General features: G+C 56.7%; 19 protein-coding genes. All 19 read right to left on the reverse strand.

Annotated elements, in window-relative coordinates:
• Positions 1 to 45: 45 nt before the first annotated feature.
• A complete protein-coding gene (locus tag FHK95_RS19050; RefSeq protein WP_150306220.1) occupies positions 46 to 2,043 on the reverse strand; it encodes a polysaccharide biosynthesis protein in 1,998 nt (665 codons plus the stop codon).
• A gap of 8 nt (positions 2,044 to 2,051) precedes the next feature.
• Positions 2,052 to 3,446 (reverse strand): phosphohexomutase domain-containing protein, encoded by a 1,395-nt coding sequence (locus FHK95_RS19055; RefSeq protein WP_150306221.1) that lies wholly within the window; start codon positions 3,444 to 3,446, stop codon positions 2,052 to 2,054.
• Between the two features lie 9 nt (positions 3,447 to 3,455).
• Positions 3,456 to 5,108 (reverse strand): glucose-6-phosphate isomerase, encoded by a 1,653-nt coding sequence (gene pgi / locus FHK95_RS19060; RefSeq protein ID WP_150306222.1) that lies wholly within the window; start codon positions 5,106 to 5,108, stop codon positions 3,456 to 3,458.
• On the reverse strand, positions 5,108 to 6,403 hold the full coding sequence (locus FHK95_RS19065) for a UDP-glucose dehydrogenase family protein (protein ID WP_150306223.1): 1,296 nt from the start codon (positions 6,401 to 6,403) through the stop codon (positions 5,108 to 5,110). The genes pgi and FHK95_RS19065 overlap by 1 nt, the downstream gene beginning before the upstream one ends.
• A 13-nt stretch (positions 6,404 to 6,416) precedes the next feature.
• Positions 6,417 to 7,295 carry a UTP--glucose-1-phosphate uridylyltransferase GalU gene (galU, locus tag FHK95_RS19070; RefSeq protein WP_150306224.1) on the reverse strand — a complete coding sequence of 293 codons (879 nt, stop codon included), beginning with the start codon at positions 7,293 to 7,295 and terminating at the stop codon, positions 6,417 to 6,419.
• Positions 7,296 to 7,520: 225 nt separating this feature from the next.
• Positions 7,521 to 8,444 (reverse strand): glycosyltransferase, encoded by a 924-nt coding sequence (locus FHK95_RS19075; RefSeq protein WP_150306225.1) that lies wholly within the window; start codon positions 8,442 to 8,444, stop codon positions 7,521 to 7,523.
• Complete coding sequence (locus FHK95_RS19080) at positions 8,441 to 9,349, reverse strand: glycosyltransferase family 2 protein (RefSeq protein ID WP_150306226.1); 909 nt, start codon at positions 9,347 to 9,349, stop codon at positions 8,441 to 8,443. Before FHK95_RS19080 ends, FHK95_RS19075 begins: the two co-directional genes overlap by 4 nt.
• Positions 9,350 to 9,370: 21 nt before the next feature.
• Positions 9,371 to 12,937: a glycosyltransferase gene (locus FHK95_RS19085; protein WP_150306227.1), complete on the reverse strand. Its 3,567-nt coding sequence runs from the start codon at positions 12,935 to 12,937 to the stop codon at positions 9,371 to 9,373.
• Positions 12,934 to 14,271, reverse strand: coding sequence for an ABC transporter ATP-binding protein (locus tag FHK95_RS19090; RefSeq protein WP_150306228.1), 1,338 nt, complete (start codon positions 14,269 to 14,271; stop codon positions 12,934 to 12,936). Before FHK95_RS19090 ends, FHK95_RS19085 begins: the two co-directional genes overlap by 4 nt.
• Positions 14,261 to 15,022, reverse strand: a complete 762-nt coding sequence (locus FHK95_RS19095) for an ABC transporter permease (protein ID WP_235906841.1) — start codon at positions 15,020 to 15,022, stop codon at positions 14,261 to 14,263. The genes FHK95_RS19090 and FHK95_RS19095 overlap by 11 nt, the downstream gene beginning before the upstream one ends.
• A gap of 61 nt (positions 15,023 to 15,083) precedes the next feature.
• Entirely contained in the window at positions 15,084 to 16,160 is a 1,077-nt protein-coding gene (gene rfbB, locus FHK95_RS19100) for a dTDP-glucose 4,6-dehydratase (protein WP_150306230.1), read from the reverse strand.
• Complete coding sequence (gene rfbD / locus FHK95_RS19105; protein WP_150306231.1) at positions 16,153 to 17,046, reverse strand: dTDP-4-dehydrorhamnose reductase; 894 nt, start codon at positions 17,044 to 17,046, stop codon at positions 16,153 to 16,155. The genes rfbB and rfbD overlap by 8 nt, the downstream gene beginning before the upstream one ends.
• Positions 17,036 to 17,605, reverse strand: a complete 570-nt coding sequence (gene rfbC, locus FHK95_RS19110) for a dTDP-4-dehydrorhamnose 3,5-epimerase (protein ID WP_408003651.1) — start codon at positions 17,603 to 17,605, stop codon at positions 17,036 to 17,038. Before rfbC ends, rfbD begins: the two co-directional genes overlap by 11 nt.
• Positions 17,490 to 18,494, reverse strand: coding sequence for a glucose-1-phosphate thymidylyltransferase RfbA (gene rfbA / locus FHK95_RS19115; RefSeq protein ID WP_408003650.1), 1,005 nt, complete (start codon positions 18,492 to 18,494; stop codon positions 17,490 to 17,492). The genes rfbC and rfbA overlap by 116 nt, the downstream gene beginning before the upstream one ends.
• Positions 18,495 to 18,794: 300 nt before the next feature.
• Complete coding sequence (locus FHK95_RS19120) at positions 18,795 to 20,561, reverse strand: DUF2142 domain-containing protein (protein ID WP_178114854.1); 1,767 nt, start codon at positions 20,559 to 20,561, stop codon at positions 18,795 to 18,797.
• An 18-nt stretch (positions 20,562 to 20,579) separates the two neighbouring features.
• Positions 20,580 to 20,924 (reverse strand): DMT family transporter, encoded by a 345-nt coding sequence (locus tag FHK95_RS19125; RefSeq protein ID WP_235906842.1) that lies wholly within the window; start codon positions 20,922 to 20,924, stop codon positions 20,580 to 20,582.
• Complete coding sequence (locus FHK95_RS19130) at positions 20,924 to 21,976, reverse strand: glycosyltransferase family 2 protein (RefSeq protein WP_150306234.1); 1,053 nt, start codon at positions 21,974 to 21,976, stop codon at positions 20,924 to 20,926. The genes FHK95_RS19125 and FHK95_RS19130 overlap by 1 nt, the downstream gene beginning before the upstream one ends.
• Entirely contained in the window at positions 21,973 to 22,719 is a 747-nt protein-coding gene (locus FHK95_RS19135) for a class I SAM-dependent methyltransferase (protein WP_178114855.1), read from the reverse strand. The genes FHK95_RS19130 and FHK95_RS19135 overlap by 4 nt, the downstream gene beginning before the upstream one ends.
• Before the next feature lie 412 nt (positions 22,720 to 23,131).
• A protein-coding gene (locus FHK95_RS19140; protein WP_150306236.1) for an IS3 family transposase occupies positions 23,132 to 24,297 on the reverse strand; the annotation gives its coding sequence in 2 pieces (ribosomal slippage) (positions 23,132 to 24,039 and positions 24,039 to 24,297; 1,167 coding nt in all).
• Between the last annotated feature and the right edge of the window lie 66 nt (positions 24,298 to 24,363).

Here is a 24,363-nt window from a genome sequence, read left to right on the forward strand (position 1 = left end):
CGCTGGCTGAAAGCCAGCCAACCAACACAACACCAGGCCAATTGCTTAATCCGCAGTCCGATGGTGTTCATACAAGAGGTCGACGATACCGCCGTTGGGCTTGTAGTCCTGCACGGTGTCGATCAATAACTGGCGTATGGTCGGATAATCGTCCCTCTGCACGGCCTGATGAAGCCTGTCCAGAATCTCGGTCAGGTCGCTCCATTCCAGATAACGCTCATTGGCACGGAAAATCTCGGGATGACCGGTAGATTCGGGATTCTCGCCGATCAGTAGTTCTTCGTAGAGCTTTTCCCCGGGGCGCAGCCCAGTGTAGGAAATCTCGATATCACCGCCCGGATTGTCGTTGTCTTTTACCGTCAGACCCGACAGGAGCACCATCTTGCGCGCCAGTTCGGCCACCTTGACCGGCTCACCCATGTTCAATACGAACACGTCCCCACCCTCACCCATCGCCCCAGCCTGAATCACCAGCTGCGCCGCTTCGGGAATGGTCATGAAATAACGCGTGATATCGGGATGCGTCACCGTGAGCGGGCCGCCCCGGCGAATCTGCTCGCGGAACAGTGGGATGACCGAACCCGAGGAATCCAGCACATTACCAAAACGCACCATGGCGAAGCGGGTCCGGTTGACGTAACTCACTCCGTTATCCTCGCCCCACAATATCGGCGCCTGTTCGGCATCCAGCGCCTGCATCAGCATTTCTGCCAGGCGCTTGGTTGAGCCCATTACATTGGTAGGTCGCACAGCCTTGTCGGTGGATACCAGAATCAGGCATTCAACCTGGCACCGGATGGCCGCCTGGGCAACATTCAGCGTGCCGAACACATTGTTCATCACGCCTTCGGCGACATTGTGCTCCACCATGGGCACATGCTTGTACGCAGCGGCGTGATAAAGCGTTTCGATCCGCCAGGCATTGATCACATGGCGCAAGCGTACCGCGTTACGGATCGATCCCAGGATCGGGACCAAGGTGATCCCCAGCCCATAGAGCCGGTTCCAGTTCTCCAGCTCCGAGTGAATCGCGTAGAGCGCAAATTCGCTGTGCTCGAACAGCACCAGCTTGTCGGGTGAGCACATCGCGATCTGCCGGCACAGCTCACTGCCAATCGAGCCCCCAGCACCGGTAACCATGACGGCCTTGCCCTTGATACAGCGTTCAAACAAGGAGCGGTCCGGCGGTACAGCCTCGCGTCCAAGCACGTCGGCGACGTCGACTTCCTGCAAATCCTCAACCCGCACCTTGCCACTGGCGATATCCATGATGCCGGGCATGGAACGCACATGCAGCGGGTATTCCTTCAGCGCTTCGAGTATCTGCTGGCGGCGACCACGGCTGGCAGACGGGATCGCCAGAAACACCTCTCGCGCTCCCGTCTGCTCTATCATTCTGTCCATCTGCTCAGCAGGATAAACGAACAGCTCTTCGACCGTACGTCCATGCAGATCAGGATTATCGTCTATGAAGGCGACCGGCTTATACGAGCGACTGACCTTGATCGAGGCGAGGAGCTGGTTACCTGCGGCGCCGGCGCCGTAGATGGCAACGGGCAGCTTTAAGTCGCTATGGACCGGGCTGACGATATTGCCTGCATTAAACCAGTCACCCAGAAAGTACTCCCGCACAGCCAGACGCAATCCGCCGAGCAGCCCGAGACTCAAGCACCAATAGGCGAAAAACACTGAGCGCGACAGGATTACGTCCAGCACAAACTCGCGGAGCAGCCACATTGTGGCAAGCAGCGCCAACCAACCAAGCGTGACCGCCTTGAAAATGGTTATTAACGCATCGTTGCCGAAGTAGCGCAGAACCGCACGGTACATGCCCATGCGAATGTAGAAAGGAATGGCGAGAATGGGCGCGAGGATGAATATCCAGCCCTGGTTGCCTTCCGGCCAGATCCATCCATCGCTGGCCAGCCTGAGATAAAATGCGGCCCACAGCGCCAGCCACATCAGCAGCACATCTGCAAGTATCTGCAGGACGCGCTTCTGTCCGTAACTCAGCCCCGCCAGCCGTTCTCTCAGGCCGCCCATGACGGCGCCTATAATGCGCGAATGTTATCGAGCAGCTTCTGCGTCTCACGCTCCATCAATGCCGCATCGCCACGGCTTTCGACGTTCAGGCGGATGACCGGCTCAGTGTTGGACGCACGCAGATTGAAGCGCCATTGATCGAAGCGGATGCTGACGCCATCGGTGTAATCAACCTCCAGCGCGTCCTTGGCATATTGATCTTCGATTGCCTTAAGTACCGCCGGCGCGTCGTTCACCGTCAGGTTGATCTCGCCTGAAGACGGATACGCAGCGATCCGCTCATCGACCAGCGTCGACATTGGCTTGCCCTTGCGGCACAGCAACTCGGCTACCAGCAACCAGGGGATCATGCCGCTGTCGCAATAGGCGAAGTTGCGGAAGTAATGGTGAGCGCTCATTTCGCCGCCGTACGCCGCGTCTTCCTTGCGCATGCGTTCCTTGATGAACGCGTGACCAGCCTTGGTTTGCACCGCACGGCCGCCGTTCTGCTCAACCTGCTCGATGGTGTTCCAGATTAGGCGCGGATCGTGAATGATGGCTGCACCCGGCTCCTTCTTGAGGAAGGCTTCGGCCAGCAGGCCAACAATGTAGTATCCCTCGATGAACCGGCCCTGCTCGTCGAACAGGAAGCAACGATCGAAGTCGCCATCCCAGGCAATACCCATATCCGCGCCGTGCTTGAGCACCGCTTCACCGGTGATCGCACGGTTTTCAGTAAGAATCGGATTAGGAATACCGTTGGGGAAGGTGCCGTCGGGTTCGTGGCAGATCTTCACGAAGGTGACCGGAATGTTCTTCTCTTTGAACGCCGCTTCGATGGCATCGATGGCTGGACCCGCTGCGCCGTTCCCGGCGTTGACCACCAGCTTGAGCGGCGTGAAGGCCTCAGGATCGATATACCCCATCAGGTGCTCGACGAACGCCGCGCGGGTATCGACCATGTCGTAGTGGCCACGCTTGTCATCAGGTACCGACGGATCGCGCCCGTCCACCAGCTCATAGTGGCTGGCCTCGGCCATCTCGCGGATGTCCTTCAGGCCAGTATCGGCTGAAATCGGCCGACTGCCTTCGCGCACCAGCTTCAAGCCGTTGTAATCGATCGGGTTATGCGATGCAGTGACTTCAATACCCCCGTCCACACCCAGGTGGAAGGTCGCAAAATACACTTCTTCGGTCCCGGCCAGGCCGAGATCCAATACATTCACGCCCTCATCACGCAGACCGTTGGCCAGAGCGGCCTTGAGCTGCGGAGAGGTCTCGCGTACGTCGCCGCCCAGCACGATGCGCTTGGGCTTCAGCCATTTGGCGAAGGCGCGGGCAATGCGGTAGGCGATGTCTTCGTTCAGTTCGGTCCCGAGCTGACCGCGGATGTCATATGCCTTGAAGCACGTAAGCTGTGTCATGTGTGTTTCCTATGATTTCCATTCTGCCTTGATCCGCCGTAACAATCCGGCGGTGGACACATCAGTGTCATCCAGGCTTGAGTCTTCGCCACGAATTTTCGCCAGAGTACTCATGGCGAGTTTCTTGCCCATCTCCACGCCCCACTGATCGAAGGGATTGATACCCCAGATCACCGATTGCACGAACACCTTGTGTTCATACAGCGCGATCAGCGCGCCCAGTGTGTAAGGGTTCAGCTCGTCGAGCAGCACCGTAGAGCTGGACTGGTTGCCGCGATAACGCATATACAGCGGCATCTCCTCGGCATTTTTCAGCGCTGCATCACCCAACGCCAACAAACGCGACTGCGCCAGACAGTTGGCCAGCGACAATTGATGTTGCGCTGCCAGTTCGCCTGCCGACTCGTGATGCTGGGCTTCGTGGTAGCGTCGCACCGGCACGATAAAATCGCAGGTAACCGCCTCAGTGCCCTGGTGCAGTAGCTGATAGAACGCATGCTGGGCATTGGGGCCCACGTCACCCCAGATGATCGGGCAGGTTGAGCGGCCAACCGGCTCGCCATCGCGGGTAATGCTCTTACCGTTGGATTCCATCTCGAGCTGCTCCAGATACAGCGGCAGCTGCTTCAGACGGCCATCGTAGGGCAGAATCGACAGCGCGTTGATATCCAGAATATTGGTATTCCATACGCCAATCATGCCCATCAGCACCGGCAGATTGTCTTCCCAGGGCGTCGCCTTGAAGTGCTCGTCCATATCGTGGGCACCGGCCAGCAAGCGCCGGAAACCGTGCATACCGATTTTCAATGCAATCGGCAGACCGATCGCTGACCACAGCGAATACCGGCCACCGACCCAACCCCAGAAATCCAGCTGGTTCTTTTCGGTAATGCCCCACTCGGTCATCTTGTGCGGCGACGCCGAGACACCGATGAAGTGACAATGCAGGATGCTGGAACTGGCCCGCTTGCCAAACGACCGCTGCAGCCACTGCAGGGCAGTCGCGGCATTGGTCAGCGTATCGATGGTGGTAAAGGATTTGGATGAAATAACGAACAGCGTCGACTGCGGCTTCTTGTCTCGCAGCAGTTGCGACAGCTGACTACCGTCGATAGTCGACGCGAAATGTACATTCAACCGATGCTTGGTCGGGCAAGTGAAATCATTCAGCGCTTCGGTGACCATCAAGGGACCAAGATCCGAGCCCCCTACCCCGATATTGATCACATCGGTGATCACTTCACCGGTCGCACCACGCCATTGCCCCGCATGGATCTGATCAACAATGCGCTCCATTTGCTGCAACTGGCCGTGCACCTGGGCGGTGACATTGTCTTCGCCGACCTGGCACTTGGCATCCGCTGGCAAACGCAGCGCCCAATGCATGGCGGCGCGACCTTCGGTGCAGTTGACCTCTTCACCGCTGAACAGTCTGTCTATCCAGCCCTGAAGATCATGGGCATCAGCCAGATCGATCAGATGGCGCAGCGTCTGGGCGGTCATACGTTGTTTGGAAAAATCGTACATCAGCGGGCCGAACTGCCGATGCATCTTGTTGAATCGCTCGCTGTCCTCGGCAAAGAAATCGGCAAGGTGCTGTTTCTCCACCAATTGACCGTGAGCGATCAGCTCTTCCCATTGCTTGTCTGTGGCTTCAGTCATCAGCGTCGTCCAATCCCAAAATACTCAAACCCGTTCTGCTTCATGAAGTCCGGATCCCATATATTGCGGCCGTCGAGCAACAACGGCTGCTTCATGGTGGCCTTCATGTGAGACAGGTCAGGACTCATATAGGCATCCCATTCGGTCACCAGCATCAGCGCGTCAACATCGACCAATGCGGCATAGGGATCCTTGTGCAGCACCAGATCACGGCGATCGCCAGCCCATTCGGCCAACGCCGGTAGCGCGCGTGGATCGTGCACATGCACCTGCACGCCCTGCGCCCACAGCGCCTCAATCAACTTGAGCGCCGGCGCATTGTCGATACGCGCCGATTCGGGCTTAAAGGCCACACCCCAGATCGCCACCTTCTTGCCTTGCAAATCGGTGCTGTAGTAGCGCCACAACTTGCGGAACAGCGACTCTTTCTGACGCTCGTTAATACGAAGCACCTGATCCAGCAACTGCGCCTGGATACCACTGTGCTTGAGCGTGGACGCCAGATTCATCACGTCCTGCGAGAAGCTCAGGCCGCCGAAACCGCAACCCGGGTACAGGTAGCTATCGCCAATGCGCGGGTCCTTGCCAACACCCTGACGCACGCGTTCGATATCCACATCCAGCATGTCCGCCAGATTGGCCATATCGTTCATGAAACTCAGGCGGGTCGCGAGCATGCCAGTGATAGCCAGCTTGGTGAATTCGGCTTCACGCGGGCGCATCATCATGATGTTGTCGCGCCGACGGTTATAGGGCCGCAACGCCTCGGCAACCATGCGCTTGCCCCAGGGCGAGTCACAGCCCAGCAACCAATGGTTGGCCGCGGTAAAACTCTTCACCGCAGCGCCTTCGATCAACAGATCAGGCAGGCTGGCCGCGACACGCTGCGTTGATTCACTGCCCGGCAACTCGCCCAATGCGCGTTCGAGCGCTTCGGTGGTGCCCACGGGGAACGTCGACTGATTCACCACCACCCAGCTACGGCCGCTCTCGGTCGGTAACTTGCCGATGATTTCAAATGCCAGATCGATGTCGGTGGGCGACAGCGCCAGCCAGATAATCGCCGCGCGCTCATCTGGCGGCGCACCATCCGCAGCCAGCTTGAAACGGCCTGCTATGGTCTGTTCGGTCACCAGTTCATCCAGGCCAGGCTCACGATAGGGGCATCCGCCATTGGCGAGGGTTGTTGCTGCGGGCCCCTCCGGCACGTGCAGGCTTACATTGTGACCTGAGGAAGCCAGGCCGGCAGCACTAACGAGCGCGCACAGCGTGTCTCCATACACATCGATATACATTGCGCTTAAATCCTCACTGGTACTGCTTTAACAGGGCCCGGAAATCGCTCCCGAGTTTGGGATGCTTGAGGCCGTAGGCCAGAGTGGCTTCGAGATAACCGAGTTTGTTGCCGCAATCAAATGACCGGCCACGGATGCGGAAGGCATCGACGCCCTGCTCTGTCATCAGCGTTGCGATGGCATCGGTAAGCTGAATCTCGCCACCGGCGCCCGGAGGGGTGTTATCCAGCAGTTCAAAAATCCGCGCCGGCAGAATATAACGCCCGACAATGGACAGGTTGGACGGTGCTTCCTCACGCGGCGGTTTCTCAACCACCCGATGCATCGGCGCGCCTTCACCGGCTTCCAGCTCGACGCCCTTGATATCCACAACCCCGTAGGAACTCACCTGATCGTAGGGTACCGGCTCGACCATAATTTGCGCATTGCCAGTTTCGTGGAAGTGCTCTGCCATCACGCCAAGGTCAGTGCGCGTGCCCGACTGCTGCACCAGCACGTCAGGCAGCATCACCGCAAAGGGCGCATCGCCAATGATTGCGCGGGCGCAATTGATCGCATGGCCCAGACCCAGGGCTGAGCCCTGACGCACCACCGAGACCTTGAGTCCGGCCGGAACGGTGTCCTTCAACACCTCGAGCAACTCAAGCTTGCCGCGGCGCTCGAGCTCGGCTTCAAGTTCATAATTCGTGTCAAAATGATCTTCAATCGCACGCTTGCTGGAATGGGTTACCAGCACGATTTCATTGATACCTGCAGCGAGGGCTTCCTCTACCACGTACTGAATCACCGGCTTGTCTACGACGGTGACCATTTCTTTTGGAATAGCTTTGCTGGCGGGTAAGAAACGCGTACCAAGACCTGCGACGGGGAGAACGGCTTTAGTAACCTTCACGGAAACTCCATGTATGAGAAATTCGATATCAATAGTCCATGCATGCCATGAGCCTGCGGGCGCAAACTAGCCATGAAAGGGACGCTAACCTGCCTGATGTGTGGAACGTTTTTTAGCGGAGAAGTTCCGGATGATCTCACAGACGGCGCGTACCGTCTTGCTCAGACACGATGGGTAGTTGAGAGTGCTCCAACTCGCCACCACACGCGCGATTTCACCCTGAGATCATTGCGGATTTGTGACAAACATCAGCGACATCACAGCGGCCATGAACAGCGCGTCGAAGCGTTTGCGTCGGCAATGGCGGGTATTCACCAGCAGAACCAGATAACCGAAGCGCCTGCCGGGCGTCAGCCACGACCGCACAAAGACGTCATCGGCCAAACCGACCAGGCTTGCAATCGTCCGCGCCTGGGTTAACCACCAGCCGTTAACGATATTTCGGCACCGGGTGATAATGGCATCGAGACCACTATTGACCCCCAGATGGTTTTCCTCATGTTGCCGGTAAAGCATTTTAGGCTCGGGATCGATATGCCACTCAAACCCGTGCGAGCGAGCAAAGGCATAACAGAACCAGTCGTGGAGATGCACCGCGTCCAGCTCTGAACGATGACTGGAAACAAAGTCTCGCAGCGAGAGAAAAAGCCTGGGAGAAAACACATAGGTGCAGCCCGGGCCTGCGGCCTCGAACAGAAAGTCCCACCGTCGTTGCGGCTGGGATTTCTCAATCAGTGCGCGCCGTCCATCTGCCCACAGCGCGGTGACGTTTCCCGAGTAGCCGTCGGCCCCCGTTGCGATAAGCACGCCGGAAGCACGCGCCAGCTTGTCTGCATTCCAGATGTCGTCCTGATCAGCGAACGCAAAATAGTCAAAATCCTGCGCGGGGACCTCAGCAATCAGACGAAAAAAATTGGCGGAGGCACTGCCCATACGCACGCCGTGCGGCAGTGTCCGCACCCGATTGTCTTGCGCGGCCAGATCGTCGAACCACGCCTCGGTGCCGTCACAGGAAGCGTCGACGCTGACGAACAGGGTTACCGATACGCCTTCCTGGCGCAGAATGGTGTCCACCTGCTCCTCGACCCAGAGCCGCCCATTGTGAGCCGCCAATAACACAGCGATCCGAGGCGACAGTCCCTCGTTCATCGGGTCACCAACGGCCCGTTCCGGCCTTTCAGGCCATCACGAATAGCAGCGATATAGTAGCGTGCGTAGTCTTTTCGTCTCGGCTCCATGACCACCAGCAGGCACTGCTGCACAAAGCCGACCACGACTTCGCGAACCAGCATCCGCGACGGGACATGCGGATATCTGAACAGCAATAGCGCATTACGAACCCGGTAATACCTGCGCTCAGGGCTATGCACAGGCACCTTGAATCCTGCCAAGCCGCGCACTGAGTCACCTATCGAATGCCGCATGGATACCTTCGGATTGATGCGAACCTTAAACCCCGCCCTCGCACAGCGCAGACACCATTCGGTGTCGACGTAATCGATGAACAGACCTTCGTCGAGCATGCCTACTTCAACGAACACCTTGGCGCGCACCATTGTTCCTGACGAGATAGCCACTGACACATCCAGCGACTTGTCGAGCGATTCCGGCAAATACTTGCGTCTGGCGCCGTTAGCGGCCACGTCAACAATGGGATAACCAAAGCCATGCACACTATCGAACGAAACAGGGGCAGTTATGTTGACCTGGTCGTCACTAAAACAGGCGGATAAACCGCCAATCAACGCCGGACCGATTGTGCTGTCCTGATCGAAGAACACAATAGCTTCTGCACCCCGCTTCAGACACTCGATAATACCCTCGTTCTGAGCCGCGCCTATTCCCCTGTTCGTGTCCAGATCAATCACTACCACCCCATCTGGAAGGCCTTCAAGCAAGCCAGCGGCAGAGCCGTTATCGACGACAACAAGCGTTCCCACCTGCGGCAACAGCATGGAGAGCAACTGGCAAAGCTTTGGCATGTTCGGATTATAGGTCACCACCACTGCGGCCACGGCTTGTCGAGCGATGGTTACATCCTCTGATTCAGTCATGCCGACTCACCAGGGAAGGATTCAAACTGCAGAAACCGCTATGGAGCCGGCCTGGCGCTCGTTGATCGCCTCGTCATAAATGCCCTCAAGCTCAAGCGCCTGCTCTTCAAAGAAGCGAATACTGCCACCCTCGCCAAACACAACCTGCTCGCCGATTGAAATACCATCGAATAGATCGACTGTAGCCAGAACGGCGCGCCTGAGCGCCGTTCCGTCATCATCGAAGGGGATAACGAAGCCATTGACGCCGTCCACGATATCTTCCACTGCAGCGCCGCCATCGGTGGCAATCACCCATACATTCCGCGCAAGGGCCTCCCGCACGGTAAGGCCAAAACTTTCCTTACATCGGGTTGGAAAGAGCAACACATCGATATCCGCGTAAAACACATCGATGTTCTTCGCAGAATAAGCAGGAACGATCTCAACGTCTCCGCACCCGTCGAAGTAGTCCGCGGGGAAGGAGCTATAACCGAGGTTCAAAGTGTTATCCACAACGCGTAGCCGGACCTGTTCCGGCATTGGCGAACCAAACGCAGACCGAACCAGATCCACGCCCTTGATTTCAGTGTTGCCACCCACGTAGGCGAAACGCACATTCTCTGAACGTCTGATTCGCTCTGCACACAAGGGCTGGCGAATACCATTCTTGTTCACCACCACACGCTCCGCCGGTAAACCATTGGCGATGTGAAAGTCGGCGAAATAGCGGCTAGGCGCAAGGATACGGCTAGCGGCCAATAGGCGATCACGGAGCAAGTTGCTCCGATACGCGTTGATAGAGCGATTATCGACGCAACTGGCACAGACCTTCAGATCAATCACATACTGTCCGCAAAACTGATTCGAGCGATCGATCATGAACTGCCTGCCGCACAGCCACCAAGGGTCATGCACCGTCACAACATAGGGGACCTGATGCGTGCGACATATTTCCAGTGGCGTCACGCCTATGTTCTGGATGCTGTGAAAATGCACCAGGTCAGGTTTGATTGCGGCGAGTGCTTCGCTGAAGGCTCGGTCGACATCGGGGTTCTCGAACTGTTTGCCCGGCTCCAGCCCCGATGGAATAACACAACCGAAAACGGAAATCTGATCCGCCTCATACCGGCGAACACTATAGGGATCGGCCACACCCTCGGCGAGCGTGGTAAACACGTATACGTTGTAGCGGCTGGCATCGATCAGCTTGTTCAGCTCTTCGGCGACGATGGTGGCACCACCGAAACTTCGCGGAGAGTAATACACGTTTACCGATAGGACACGTGGCTTATGGCGCTGCGCCTGGGCAGGGAATATTCCGGCTACTTGTTCAGCGGCTATATAACCAGGGGCATAGCGGTGCATGACATGCTCATAGGCGTCCTGTCCCATACGGCTGCGTAAGCTCGCATCCTCTACCAGGGCCGACAGACAGTGAGTCCACTCATCCGTTGTCCCGCACAGGAAACCATGTTCACCGGACTCTATCGCATCGCAAAAGGCCTGTGCCTTGGAACACACACTGGGCAACTTGACGATAGCCGCTTCGAGATACTTGATATTGCTCTTGGCATCAGTAAACAGCGACTTTTCCAACGGCGCGATGTTTATATCGCACTCCGCCAGAAAGCCGAGATACTCATCGTATGAGCAAAACGGGATCTTCTCGACCCGGTCACCAAATCGCTCGAAGGTGTCCGGCAATTCCAGGGTACCGATCAGTCGAAACCGAACATGCTCGTAGCGTTCCATGACCTTAATTATCGCGTCTGCAGCCTGCTCGAAATCGACATTATGCGTATTGGTTCCGGAGCCATACACGATGCGAACCTGCGAACCCGCCACTTTCGGCACGGCGTTTATCCGTTCAGCCGCGGCGATGGTGCCTTTATCAAGTGCGTTCTCGACGACATAAACCGGCTTGCCGGTACGCTGCTCCATTGCGCCGCGCAGTGCTGTAGTCGAAGCAATGCCCTGGTCACACGCCTGCATTGCGGCCAGATACAATTCGGCGCCAGCCAGCAACTCCCGATAGACCGCGGGGTCGAGCCCAGAAAGCGCTTTGGTTTGCGCCAACACCTCCCGATCAAAAATGATGTCGTCCACTTCCCAGTAAGAGGTCACACCAAGCCGCTGCGCCTCGGCGATCAAATTCAGTACCAGCGGGAACCCCGGGGCGCGATAAAAAATGACTTCGCTGTGGCTGGAAAGCAGCGTCATGCAGGTCTGATATTCGGTCCAGCTGACTACATTGGCTTCGATGCCCAGGCTGGCAAGCAGCTCGACTTTTTGCGTGACGCGGTATTTGGTGCACTGCGGGATACTCAGCTCGGCAATAATAAGCACCCGCCGTTGCAGCAATTCGGTGGCCGGTCGCGTTACAGGAGTCAGGAACGAGACATCGACTGAAGCGGCTTGCAACTGATGTTGCGTGCCGAACTGATGGCGGACCCGCATACGCAGGCCTTCTAGCCCTTCCCGATTCAGGACTGACCAGAGTTTGCGTGCCGTAGGCCGAACGCCGCCCTGAGCCTTGATAACGGGACTGGCAATTCTGGTAAGGCTCTGCAACTTGCGCATGGTTGTGACCGCAGTGCGCACCGGCGCGGTGTATCGCCAACATGCCGAATTCAGCAATTCGGCGTTCTCCGCCTGCACTCGACTGAGCTCTGTTTCAAGCTGCGCTAGCCGGCTGATTTGCTCCTGGCTGGTCTGTTTCAGCTCGTCAGACAGGGATTCAAGTTCCAGCACGCGTTGTGAGCTTGCCTGCGCAATCCGGACCTGCTCCTGCCAGAGCTCATCAGGGCCGCGATCAAGCTGCGTCCACGGATTGGCGGATTGATCTGCGGCAACCGATCGGCGCTCAGAAAGCTGCAACGGCTCGTCAGTGACCGCCGCCTCTTCGCCGACCACGATCCGCTCACCCAGCTCGTTACGCTGCGCCGGCCGCTTCCGGATTATGCACACAGAATTGAGGAAGGTAACCGAATGCACTTGTGCGAGCACAGTTTCGTCAAATGATTCGCCGAGGGATTCTTTGAAACCACTGACAAGCTCCGCACGGCTGCCGGCTTTGCCCCAGTGCTCATAATTGACGATATCGGACAGCCGCTTCAGAAAGCTCATCGAGGAGTACGGGGCATAGAGCCCACCCTCGAATTCCCGCCAATAACTGCAGTGCAAGTCTTCGATGACAAAGAGGCCGTCATCCCTCAAACGCGGAAAATAGCGCGCGAAGGAGCGGATAATGTCGGAAGAGGTATGCGAGCCATCATCAATGATCAGATCAAAGCTGCTGGCGATCTGCAGGATCTCAGCCATGGCAGCGTCGCTATTGGCATCGCCCACCACGACAGATATGCGCGGATCATCATAAGTGAGGCGTGCGCAGTCGGGATTGATATCGCAGCCGACGATCTGTTCCGCCCTATCAAAATAGCGCGCCCACAGCTCCAGCGAACCGCCGTTCTGAATGCCAATTTCCAGCAGATTCAGCTTGCGGTCGCGGAAGGGGCTGAACATCTCGTCGTAGGCATCCAGGTATAAAGACCATTTGTCCGATACCTTGCCGGCATGCTCGTTATAGAGATTTTTCAATGACTTCATGGGGTCTTGACCAAAGTAACTGCTTCAAAGGGAACACCAACGAGCCCCCAGCGCACCTTGCTGGATGAAACATTGATTACCAGCGCGTCATGCATCCAGTGATGTTGCACATGGTTGTGCTGATCACCATCTGCCAGCGAAGACATCACCACATATTGCCCATTGGGCAGCATCGGCAACCGAAATACGAAATGACCTTCGATGGTCTCGCCCGCCTCGCCGGTGCAGGGGTTACTGTCAGAAAAAGGCAGCGTATTCTCACCAAACAGGTCCTGACCAAGCCTATCCCTGACGAGGAAGCCGAGAATCGGCTGAGTGAAGTCTTTATGCAGCACGGCGCGAATACTCATCCGCACCACTTCACCGCCCTTGAGTACCTCGCCGTCTTCACCGGAGAGCCTGGAGAGCCGTACCGAGACGATTTCACCGGCACCGCTTTTCCAGCCATTGGCGGCGCTGAGATTATTCTGCGTCTGGAAATTGCTCGGATACTCAACCACAGCGGCCTGCGTAGCCTCGATTTCAGGAGCCCGGTCGCTGCTGTGGTTATCGATACTGGCAGGCTGCCGCAGCCCTTCCAGTTTGGCCTCTTCGCCATATACCTCTTGCAGTGTGTACTGCAGATACTCCTCGGCAATATCCTTGGAATGACCGGATTCGCGCAGCTGGCCCTGGTGCATCCACACGGCACGCTCGCAGAGGTTGATAACCGAGCCCATATCATGGCTGACGAAAAGCAGCGTTCCGTTTTTCTTGAATTCGCGGATAAAGCGCATGCACTTCTGCGTGAAAACCGCATCGCCCACGGCTAGCGCTTCATCAACCACCAGAATATCGGCATCAACGTGGGCAATAACAGCGAAGGCAAGCCTCACGTACATACCGCTAGAGTAGGTTCTGACGGGTTGATCGATGTAATCGCCGATATCCGCGAACTGCGCAATCCGATCAAAGCGGCGAGTGATTTCGTCCCGACTGAGCCCATAGAGCGAAGCGGCCAGGTACACGTTTTCCCGTCCAGTGAACTCAGGGTTGAACCCCGAACCAAGCTCCAGCAGAGCGGCAATGCGCCCGTTGGTGGTGATCTGGCCACCGGTGGGGTTAAGCGTGCCGCAGATCATCTGCAGGATGGTCGACTTGCCGCTGCCATTCCGCCCGATGATCCCGACTGTCTCTCCACGCTTGACCTCGAAACTCACGTCTCGCACGGCCCACGCCTCGTTGTAATAACGGCGACGGCGAAACAGCATCTGCTTCAGTCGGTCCTGCGGCTTCGCGTAAATCTGATAACACTTGCTCAGGTCTTTAACGCTTATCGCTACCTCAGATGACATCGGCAAACCCTTTGCGCGTAGTCTGGAACCCGATAAAACCCGCGTACGCCACCGCAAGGCTCAGAAGCATATACAAACCAAGCGCCGACCAGTCGGGAGTCTGGTGCATGAGCATGACGGCCCTCGCCTGCTCGATGACAAGCGTCAGCGGGTTCAGCGCATAAATCCATTGAAATTTGGCATCGACGGACGAGACCGAATAAAAGATCGGGCTCAAAAACATCATGGCGGTCAGCACCGGACCAATCAGTTGGCTGATGTCGCGCAGGTAAACCCCCAATGCGGACAACCCCCATGTCAGCCCCAACACCAGTATGACGAACGGCAGCAGGACGATGGGTATGTAGAGCATATGTAGGGTGAGCTCCCAATTGGAGAGCACCATCAGAATCAGCAGTATCACGTAGCCCGCCAGCAGGTGGAACAGCGCCGCCAGCAAGGTGGTAATGGTGAGAATCTCGAGCGGGAAGACCACCTTCTTCACATAATTGGCATTGGCGATGACCAGCCCCGGTGCTTTGCTGATGCATTCAGAGAAGAAGTTAAACACCAGCAACCCCGCGAACAACGCAACGGCAAAGTCCAGTGGGCCCGTGAGGTCGCCCTCGCCCCAGCGAGACTGAAAGATCTCGCCAAACACGAAGGTGAACACTGACAACATCAGGATCGGGGTAAGGAACGACCAGAACACCCCGAAGAAAGACCCTCGATAGCGACCGGCAATATCGCGTTTGGTCAGCGCCAGAATCAACCCGCGCTGCGTCCAGGTGCTTTTGATCAGTCTCAGCGGTGATATGGAAAAATCCTGCATATCAGCCGGCTACTCCCAATCGTTCACGCTGGTAACTGCCATCCTGCACCCGCCGGCACCAGTCCTGATTATCCAGATACCACTGAACCGTCTTGCGCAGCCCGCTCTCGAATGTTTCCTGTGGCGACCAGCCGAGTGTCTGCTGGATCTTGCTGGCATCAATCGCATAGCGCATATCGTGCCCGGGGCGGTCTTCCACCGTGGTGATCAGGTCCTTGTAGCTGCCCTGTTCACGCGGCCTGAGCTCATCCAGCAGTGCGCACAGCGTGTGCACGACCTCGATGTTCTGCTTCTCGTTGTTGCCACCGATGTTATAGGTCTCGCCAATGCTGCCCTGCGTGGCCACCAGCACCAGGGCCCGGGCGTGATCTTCAACGTAGAGCCAATCGCGTATCTGATTGCCTTTGCCGTATACCGGCAAGGGTTTGCCTTCCAGGGCATTGAGAATCATCAGAGGGATCAGTTTTTCGGGGAAGTGGTAGGGACCGTAGTTGTTGGAACAATTGGTCACCACCACCGGCAGGCCAAAGGTGCGATACCAGGACCGCACCAGGTGATCCGAACCGGCCTTGCTGGCCGAGTACGGCGAGCTAGGTGCGTAGGCAGTCTGTTCGGTGAAAAGAGGCAGCTCGCCGGCCTGCTCATCGGGATGAGGCAGGTCGCCATAGACTTCGTCGGTGGAGATATGATGGAAGCGGAAGCCGGCTTTGCGTGCGGCATCCATCGTCAGATAGTAGGCGCGAGCCTGCTCTAACAATACGTAGGTCCCAACCAGGTTGGTCTGAATAAACGCGCCGGGGCCGTCGATCGAACGGTCTACGTGCGACTCGGCCGCCAGGTGCATGATGACATCGGGCTGGTGCTGTTGCAGCACGCGCTTGACCTCCGGCTCATCGCAGATATCTACCTGCTCGAAGGCGTAACGCGGATCGTCGCGGAACGGACCAAGCGACTCGAGATTGCCGGCGTAGGTGAGTTTGTCGAGGTTAACGACCTCATGCTGGGTTTCGCGCATCACATAACGGATGACTGCGGAACCGATAAAGCCGGCCCCGCCCGTCACTAATATTTTAGCCATTTTTTGCTGCGTCCTTGAGCCTGCTCAAGCAGATATTGAGTGAGTGCTTCCAGTGCGGCACGTCCACGCCCGTATAGTCACGGAACGCGTTTTTGTTCAGCACGCTGTAATACGGGCGTCGGGCCGGCGTCGGGTAATTCACCGTATCGATCGGATCAACTCTGCACTGCAAAGGCTGCATGTCGAAGATCTCCAGCGCGAAGTCATACCAGCTGCATACACCTTCATTGCTGTAATGGAACACCTTGCAACCCGACTCAACTGGCTGGCTTTCACGCCGGCGCACCAGCGCCATGATGGCGGTTGCCAGGTCACCGGCGTAGGTCGGGGTGCCGACCTGATCGTTGATAACGGTCAGCCGTTCGCGCTCCTGGCCTAGCCGCAGCATGGTCTTGACGAAGTTGTTACCGAACTCAGAGTAGACCCAACTGGTGCGCACGATGCACGCATCAACGCCGCTACGCTGGATGGCCTGCTCGCCGTGCAGCTTGGTCTGGCCGTACTGATTGATTGGCGCCGTGGGATGGTCTTCAGCGTAGGGTTTGTAATGACAGCCATCGAACACGTAGTCAGTGCTGATATGAATCAGGCAGGTGCCCTTCTTCCGGGCCGCCTCAGCCAGAGCAGCCACCGCATGGTGGTTGATCTGCTCAGCCAGCTCTGGCTCAGTTTCGGCGCGATCAACCGCAGTGTAGGCAGCACAATTGATCAGGTAATCGAAGGCATGATCTTCCAGGCACGCATGCACCACGCCAGGCGTCGCCAGGTCGAGGCGGGAGCGGTTGAAAAAGTGAAATTCAAACTCGGGGTACTGCCCTGCGATCATTTGAAGGCTTCTTCCCAGCTGCCCGGTACTGCCCGTCACGAGGATGTGTTTACGACTCATAAAGCTCCGCGCTGTAGTCAAACAGATCTGTCATATCCGCCAACAATGGCTGGCGGGAGTCCTTGTCAGAAACGGTGATCAACTGCATCGGGAGCTGCCAGTCGATGCCCAGCTGGGCATCGTTCCAGGCAATCCCCCGGTCGCACTCCGGCGCATAGTAGGCATCAACCTTGTAGGCAAACACCGCCTCATCGCTGAGCACCACAAAGCCGTGGGCAAAACCGCGCGGCACGAACAGCTGATGCTTGTTCTCGCCACTCAGTTCAACCGCCACGTGCTGGCCAAAAGTCGGGCTCCCGCGGCGAAGGTCCACTGCTACGTCGAGCACACGGCCCTGAACCACGCGTACCAATTTGCTCTGGGCATGGGGCGACAGCTGAAAATGCAGACCGCGCAACACCCCTTTGGCAGACCTGGATTCATTGTCCTGAATGAAGTCGACCTTATAATCCACCGCCTCGGCGAACAGGTCCTGACGAAACGTCTCGAGGAAATACCCCCTCTGGTCTCCGTGCACCTTGGGCTGCAACAACTTGACGTCGGGTATCGCCTGGGGAATACAAATCAACGGGTATTACCTCTTCCGCTCGTTTGATCAAATACTGTCCGTATTGGTTCTTGGCCAGGGGGCCAGCCAGCTTGAGTAGCTGCTCCTTGTTGATATAGCCCATCTCGAAGGCAATCTCTTCGAGGCAGGCAACCTTCAGGCCCTGACGCTTCTCAATGACCTCAATAAATTGCGAGGCTTCCAGCAGGCTTTCGTGCGTACCGGTATCGAGCCAGGCATAGCCGCGCCCGAGCAGCTCGACCTTCAGCCGCTGTTCGTCCAGGTACATCTGATTCAATGAAGTAATTTCCAGCTCGCCGCGTTGTGAGGGCTTAACCTGCTTGGCTTTTTGAACCACGTCATTCGGATAGAAATACAAGCCGGTGACAGCGTAATTGGACTTGGGATGCAGGGGCTTTTCTTCAAGGCTGACCACAGTGCCCTGCTCATTGAATTCGGCCACACCGTAGCGCTCAGGGTCATGTACCCGGTAGCCAAATACCGTCGCCTTATTGTTGCGGGCGTTGCTCACCGCATTGGCCAGGGTCGGTGCCAGGCCGTGGCCGTAATAAATATTGTCGCCCAGCACCAGGCAGACGTCATCCTTGCCAATAAAGCGCTCTCCCAGCAGGAACGCCTGGGCCAGGCCATCCGGGGACGGTTGCATGACATATTTGAAGCGCACGCCCATTTCCGAGCCATCACCAAGCAGACGCCGGAAGCTGGATTGGTCTTCCGGGGTGGTGATAATCAGAATGTCACGAATCCCTGCCAGCATGAGCACTGAGATCGGGTAATACACCATCGGCTTGTCATACACCGGCACGAGCTGTTTCGACACGCCCTTGGTAATCGGATACAGCCGAGTGCCTGAACCGCCGGCTAGTACAATACCCTTCATTCGTTGCTCCCGAATCAGCGGCTAACAGCCGCCCGCTCCACAACGCACTTCAGCACGCAAGCGTTCGCAGGCGTGACAATCGTTATCAGCATTTGGCTGGATTGGAAAAGGCAGAGGCATGTTCATATGAAAACTCCATGTGTCAAAAGCTGCCAGTATCCCTGGCCGTTGAACCTGCATGACGCCAAGCTGAATTAATAGTTTGGCCTGCAAACACTGATTAGAAAAACAGGACGAAGTTCCCGATACGAATGCCCAGTGCGTTGCAAATCGGACAGGCGTGCCGTTTCGAGCCAGACATCATGGCGCAGGACAGCCGGGTGTCAGCTGCTGGCTGCCATTCGCCAGCAGATACACCACGCAGGGCTGCGCGGCGCCGTCTCGGGACACGGCCCAGCTGCTGATACCACCGCCCTCCACCGCTCGAATGACAGCGCTGACATATTGCTGCGGTGGGAGCGGGAATAACCGATATCGATTGTCCTGCAGCCCGGCGAGCTCGAACGGAATGCTGGCGAGGCTGCCATCAACCGCTTGGAGCTCAAGCAAGGCCTGCCCCTGGTTGTCCCGCATGTAGGTTCCAAACCGAATGCCGAGTCCCACTATCGTGTCTGCAGGGGCGTCCGCCAAACTCAACACGATGGGTTGGTCCTGACTCAAAGGTTCGCTGGGCGTGAGCTCCAGCAGGTAATCCGCGCCCTCAGGAGCCGGGAGGTAATACCGCTGCAAGATGGTTGTCGCCGCAGCACTAAGGGAATAAATAAGCAGCAAGACCAGTAGTAACCAGCCGCACACGCTTATGGCCATGTGTTGCCGCGAACCGGAACTGAACACAGCAAAACAGAACAGCGCAACAGAGGGCGCGAAATAACGCCCTTGCACGCCATCGATCACATCAGCCGGGTGAACCGTCCAGGTGACCAGCATCGCGATAAAAATCAGTAGTGCCGAGCCCAGGGCGCAACACAGCAGTGCCGCACGCCAGGCCCAGTCTCGTTTCCAATCAATCCTCACCAGTGAACAAAGCAGGATCAGGACCAGAATGGCAGCGATATAGCGGTAGCGAGGTTCAGGCAGCGGAGCGTCCAGCCAACCCAGAACGCCGATAAAGCTTTGCGTGTAAAAGGTCCAATGGTGGGCGATCGTCCGCGCTAGCAGCGCAAAAAACGCCAAGGGGTCGGTCAGATAATAGATAACAATGGTTGAGGACGACGCGCCAACCCAGCCTCGGTTACCCGCCGTGGTACTCATAGCGAACGCCACCCACGCCAGCGACGCAACAACCAGTAACACGGCAGTTAGCAGAACGTTACGTTGACGGGTGTAGACATACACGACAAAGGGGAGCAGCAACAAGGGGAACAACTGGATGCGCGACGTGGTGAGCAATAGGATGCTGATAATGAAAGCCGGAAACAGCCAACGCTTTGCTGCATCAGGCTCCGACACCAGCGCGACAAAAGCGGAGATGGCAAAAAACGTAAGCGCCAGTGACAAACCATCCAGCGTCGCCGCCGACAGCTGGAACAGAGTCATCGGCAAAGCCAGTAAGGCCAGAGCAAAAAATGGCGGTCGCACCAGGCTCAACGCTGCCAGAAACAACGCTACCGACGAAGCAAGTGTGAGCAGCCGAGCCAATCGATAAGAACGGTCAACCGTGAACTCAACCGCCTCGCCGATCGCAAAGCCAACCGCTTGGGGAATGTAGATAAAAGGCAGGTAATACCCCGTGCCCGGCGCGCCACTATAAACACGCTCGCCCTGCCAACGAATCTGACCGGCCTCCGCTAGACGCAAGGGGCTTTGCTTGACGTCACTCCTGGTGGGGAAGCCTGAATAGTGCGCGTAATATTCCAGCAGCCCGGTATCAACAAGCCCGCCGGCGGCCACCCCATCCGGACCGCTTAGAAACAGCTCCCCTTGCGAGAGCATATAAGCACGTTTGAGATGATCGAATTCGTCCGGCGACTGCAGCGGCGGAACGATCACCGAGAGAAAAAACGCAGCGAGCAATACAGCGCCGAGATATAACGATCCTACGCGTTTCAGGCCACATCGATTTATCACCAGCAATTCCTTTTGAAGTCACGCCCTGACAGTTACCACAATGCCAGCAATGATCAACGCCACGCCGATGAAGTACTGCGCCTGAAAGCGCTCGCCGAACGCCACATAGCTACCCAGCGGCACCAACACAAACGCCATCGCCATCAACGGATACACGCGCCCCAGATCGATGCGCTGCAGGGTCCATACCCAACCCAGGGAGGTCACGCCATAGAGCGCAATCGCGATAGACAATGGAATGAGACTTTTCACTGACACCAGCGAGTCGGTTTCGACCATCGCGGTCGCGCTAAGCTTGAACAAGATCTGGCCTGCGGCTATGCCAAGCACGCACAGCGCAGCCATCAAATACGTAATCAACATCAGGCGGTTTTCCGGTTGGGCAGTTTGCGTGTTGGGGCGTTTTCTCGGTCGTCCGGCAGCTTGCATTTCACCCGCTTACGCAGCAAGTGAAAAGGCTGCTGGGGCATTGAGCGGATGTCGTGCCCGAGGAAAGCCAGTACAAACTGCAACCCAAGGATCACGGGTAAAGCGGACAACATGACGGTACCAGGGCTGGACGTCATGCCAAATTCTGCAGCACGCATCCAGTGATAGAGGCCAAAAATGACGCCGAATAGCATAAGCCCGATGCCAATCGGCAACTCGATGGAGGCTAACGACATATCGCGCAGGTAGTAGTTATAGAAGATGCGCTTGAAGCCATTTCGCACATGCTTGGTCAGGAATTCACCGATCACTTTGGATATGCTCAGGTTGCTTTGTTCATCGCCGTATTTGCAATCCATCGGCACGTCGACCACCACTGCACGCAGCGTATTCAGACGAAATAGCATGTCCGTCTCAAAGAAATATCGGTGACTTATCTTACTGAAGGGCAGGTGTTCAGCCGCGTCGCGGTGGATGGCGGTGTAGCCATTGGTGGGGTCGAACAGATCCCAGTAGCCTGATGACAGCTTGGTCATGAAGGACAAAACAGCATTCCCAATTAACCGCACCTTGGGCATGGCGTGAATCTGATCGAGGAAGAAGAAACGATTACCCTTGGTGTAATCGGCGACGCCAGCAACAATCGGCGCGATGAAATCCGGTATCAAGGTCGGATCCATCTGCCCATCACCGTCGAGTTTGACGATCACATCAACCCCATCGGCAATTGCAGCCCGGTAACCGGTCATCACCGCACCGCCCACTCCCTGGTTTTGCTCATGACGAATGACGCGTACACGCTCGTCAGTACACTCTCGCTCGACCAGCTCGCCCGACCCCTCCGGGCAGCAATCGTCCACAACGTAGATATGCGTAACTTCGGGACCGATACCGGCGATGACCCCGAGCACATGCGCTGTTACCCGATAGCTGGGAATGACAACGCCTATCTGTACATCCCTGCCAAGCTCCAATGCTGCCGTCATTGGCGGTCCCCATCCAGGCGAGACTGGGGCTGCATCGATCTGGCCCGATCGCTTTTTTGATATATGGAGTAGGTAATGTCCTTGGGCAGCACACGCAACAGGGGTATCGCCGATGCCACTGCCAGCGTGAGCGCAGCGTTGGCCACTCGGCCCCTCTCCCCTGCATAGGATATGCGTGTTGCCAGGCCCTTTAAGCGTAACGTGGGCAGCGCGCCCCGTTCCAGCTCAGTGAAGCCGAATCTGGATACCAACTGATCAAGATTATCGGGGCTGAAATAATGCACGTGGGGGGATGGCATATCTTTCTGCCAAAGCCGTTCGAAGGAAGCGGCCAGCCCAGCGCACTGAAGCGTTCTGGAAAGCCGATAGAACAGGCCGCTGCTGCTCGGCAAGTTGATCAGCAGCAAACCATTATCGGTGAGGTGGGAATGGCACGCGTTCAGTACGGAGGTTAAATCGGGGATGTGCTCAAAAACATCATTGAACACGATAATGTCGAAGCGCTCGTCAGCTTCAAGTGCATCCGGAAAGTAACCGAAACGCATGCGGTCGCGCTGATCCGAATGATCAAAGACCGCCTGATCAGGCTCGACCCCCATCACCTCGAAGACCTTACCCGCCTCGCTTAGAAACCAGCCATGCGCAGCGCCGACTTCAAGCAAGCGCGCATCCTGGTCTTTGTAGGTCTTGAGCCGCTGGACCAGATGCCTGAAGTTATCCTTACGCAACACCTCCAGCCCCACCCGGCGCGACTCCTCATCAATAAAGGAGTGCACCTCAGCGGAATTAATGGCCGGCTCCAGAGTGGAAGCCTCATACCTGCACCGAGCGCATTCACGATGCCAAAAGGCCCTTCCGGATTTGAGCCTCCCCTCACACACTGGGCACGTCTGCATACCTACCCCACAATCGAGGATGGTCGCCATTACCGATTCAATGCAGGATCCTGGGTGGGGCGAATATCAAAGGAAAAGTTGAAACACACCTTAGCACCAAATCCGAAACAAACTGAATCCCTGAACAAGCTATCCAGCCACTTTCAAACAGACTTAAGCACCAGACCACACTGCATCTACAACCGTTGCACTATTCTCAAAGGACCATCGCCCGCGCACGCACTGGTTTCGTAGAAGTATCGCTCCCTGTAGTGGTCAACTAATTCCGGNNNGACAGTTTGTTAAGGCGTTTCTCAGTCATCTCCGGTGTCAGCCCACCGTTATAGCTGTGCGGCCGTTGTTTGTTGTAATAACTCATCAGGTAATAACTGACGTCTTTTGTTGCCTCGTCTAGGTCGCGGTAACCTTGCCGGGGCATCCATTCGCTTTTGAAGCTTCGGAACAAGCGCTCCATCGGTGCATTGTCCCAGCAATTGCCGCGCCGACTCATGCTCTGAACCATCCGCTTGCGCCACAGTTGCTGCTGGTAAGCCAGACTGCTGTACTGACAACCCTGATCTGAGTGGAACATCACGCCTTTAGGTTGGCCGCGCAGGCTGTAGGCCATACTCAGCGCCTTGATTACCAGTGCACTATCAGGGGAGGCTGATACGGCCCACCCGATTACCCGGCGGGCATATAGATCGATCACTACAGCCAGATAAGCCCATTGCTTACCCATCCAGATGTAAGTGATATCACCACACCAGACCTGATTCGGATGTTGCACGTTAAATTCCCGTTGCAGAAGGTTTTCAACTGTCGGGTGTGTTTTTCCTCCGGCTTTGTAGGTATGGCGGCCAGGCTGTTTACTGACCAGCATGGCCTCTTCCATTAGTCGGGACACCTTGTAACGCCCCAGGACCAGCCCGATCAGTGCCAGCTGAGCTACCAGGGTGCGACTTCCTGCCGACTGGTTACTAGCGTTAAACAACGCGGTGACAGCGGCACGTTGATCGATTCTTTGCGCATCAATACGGTTTTTCCTTTCTTCCTGTTCGTAGTATGTCGAAGTAGGCAGATCGAACAGGTTACACAGGGTCCGCACCGGTAGCCGGCTTCTGAACGAGGTGATTAGCGCTTGAGCTTGAACTCGTCCGTCATCAAGAGCGCGGTAGCCTTTTTTAGGATGTCTTTCTCCAACTCGAGCCGTTCTATGCGTTTGTGCAGCTCCTGGATCTGGCGTTGCTCTGGTGTGAGCGCTTTACAGCCTTCCGGAATGACGCCGAGCTTCTCGTCCTTGTACTGATGGATCCAGCGGCGCAAAGCCGTCGTCCCGATACCCAGCGCCTCACATGCCTGGGTAACCGAATAACCTTTTTCTAATACCAGCCCCACGGCTTCAAGCTTGAACTCAGGGGTAAACGCACGACGTTGTTGGAACATAGCCACCTCATTGTTGGCGCTACTATAGCGCCTCTATGGAGTGTCCGGATTCATTAAGCCACTACA

Source organism: Pseudomonas saliphila (genome assembly GCF_008638345.1).
GTDB lineage: Bacteria > Pseudomonadota > Gammaproteobacteria > Pseudomonadales > Pseudomonadaceae > Halopseudomonas > Halopseudomonas saliphila.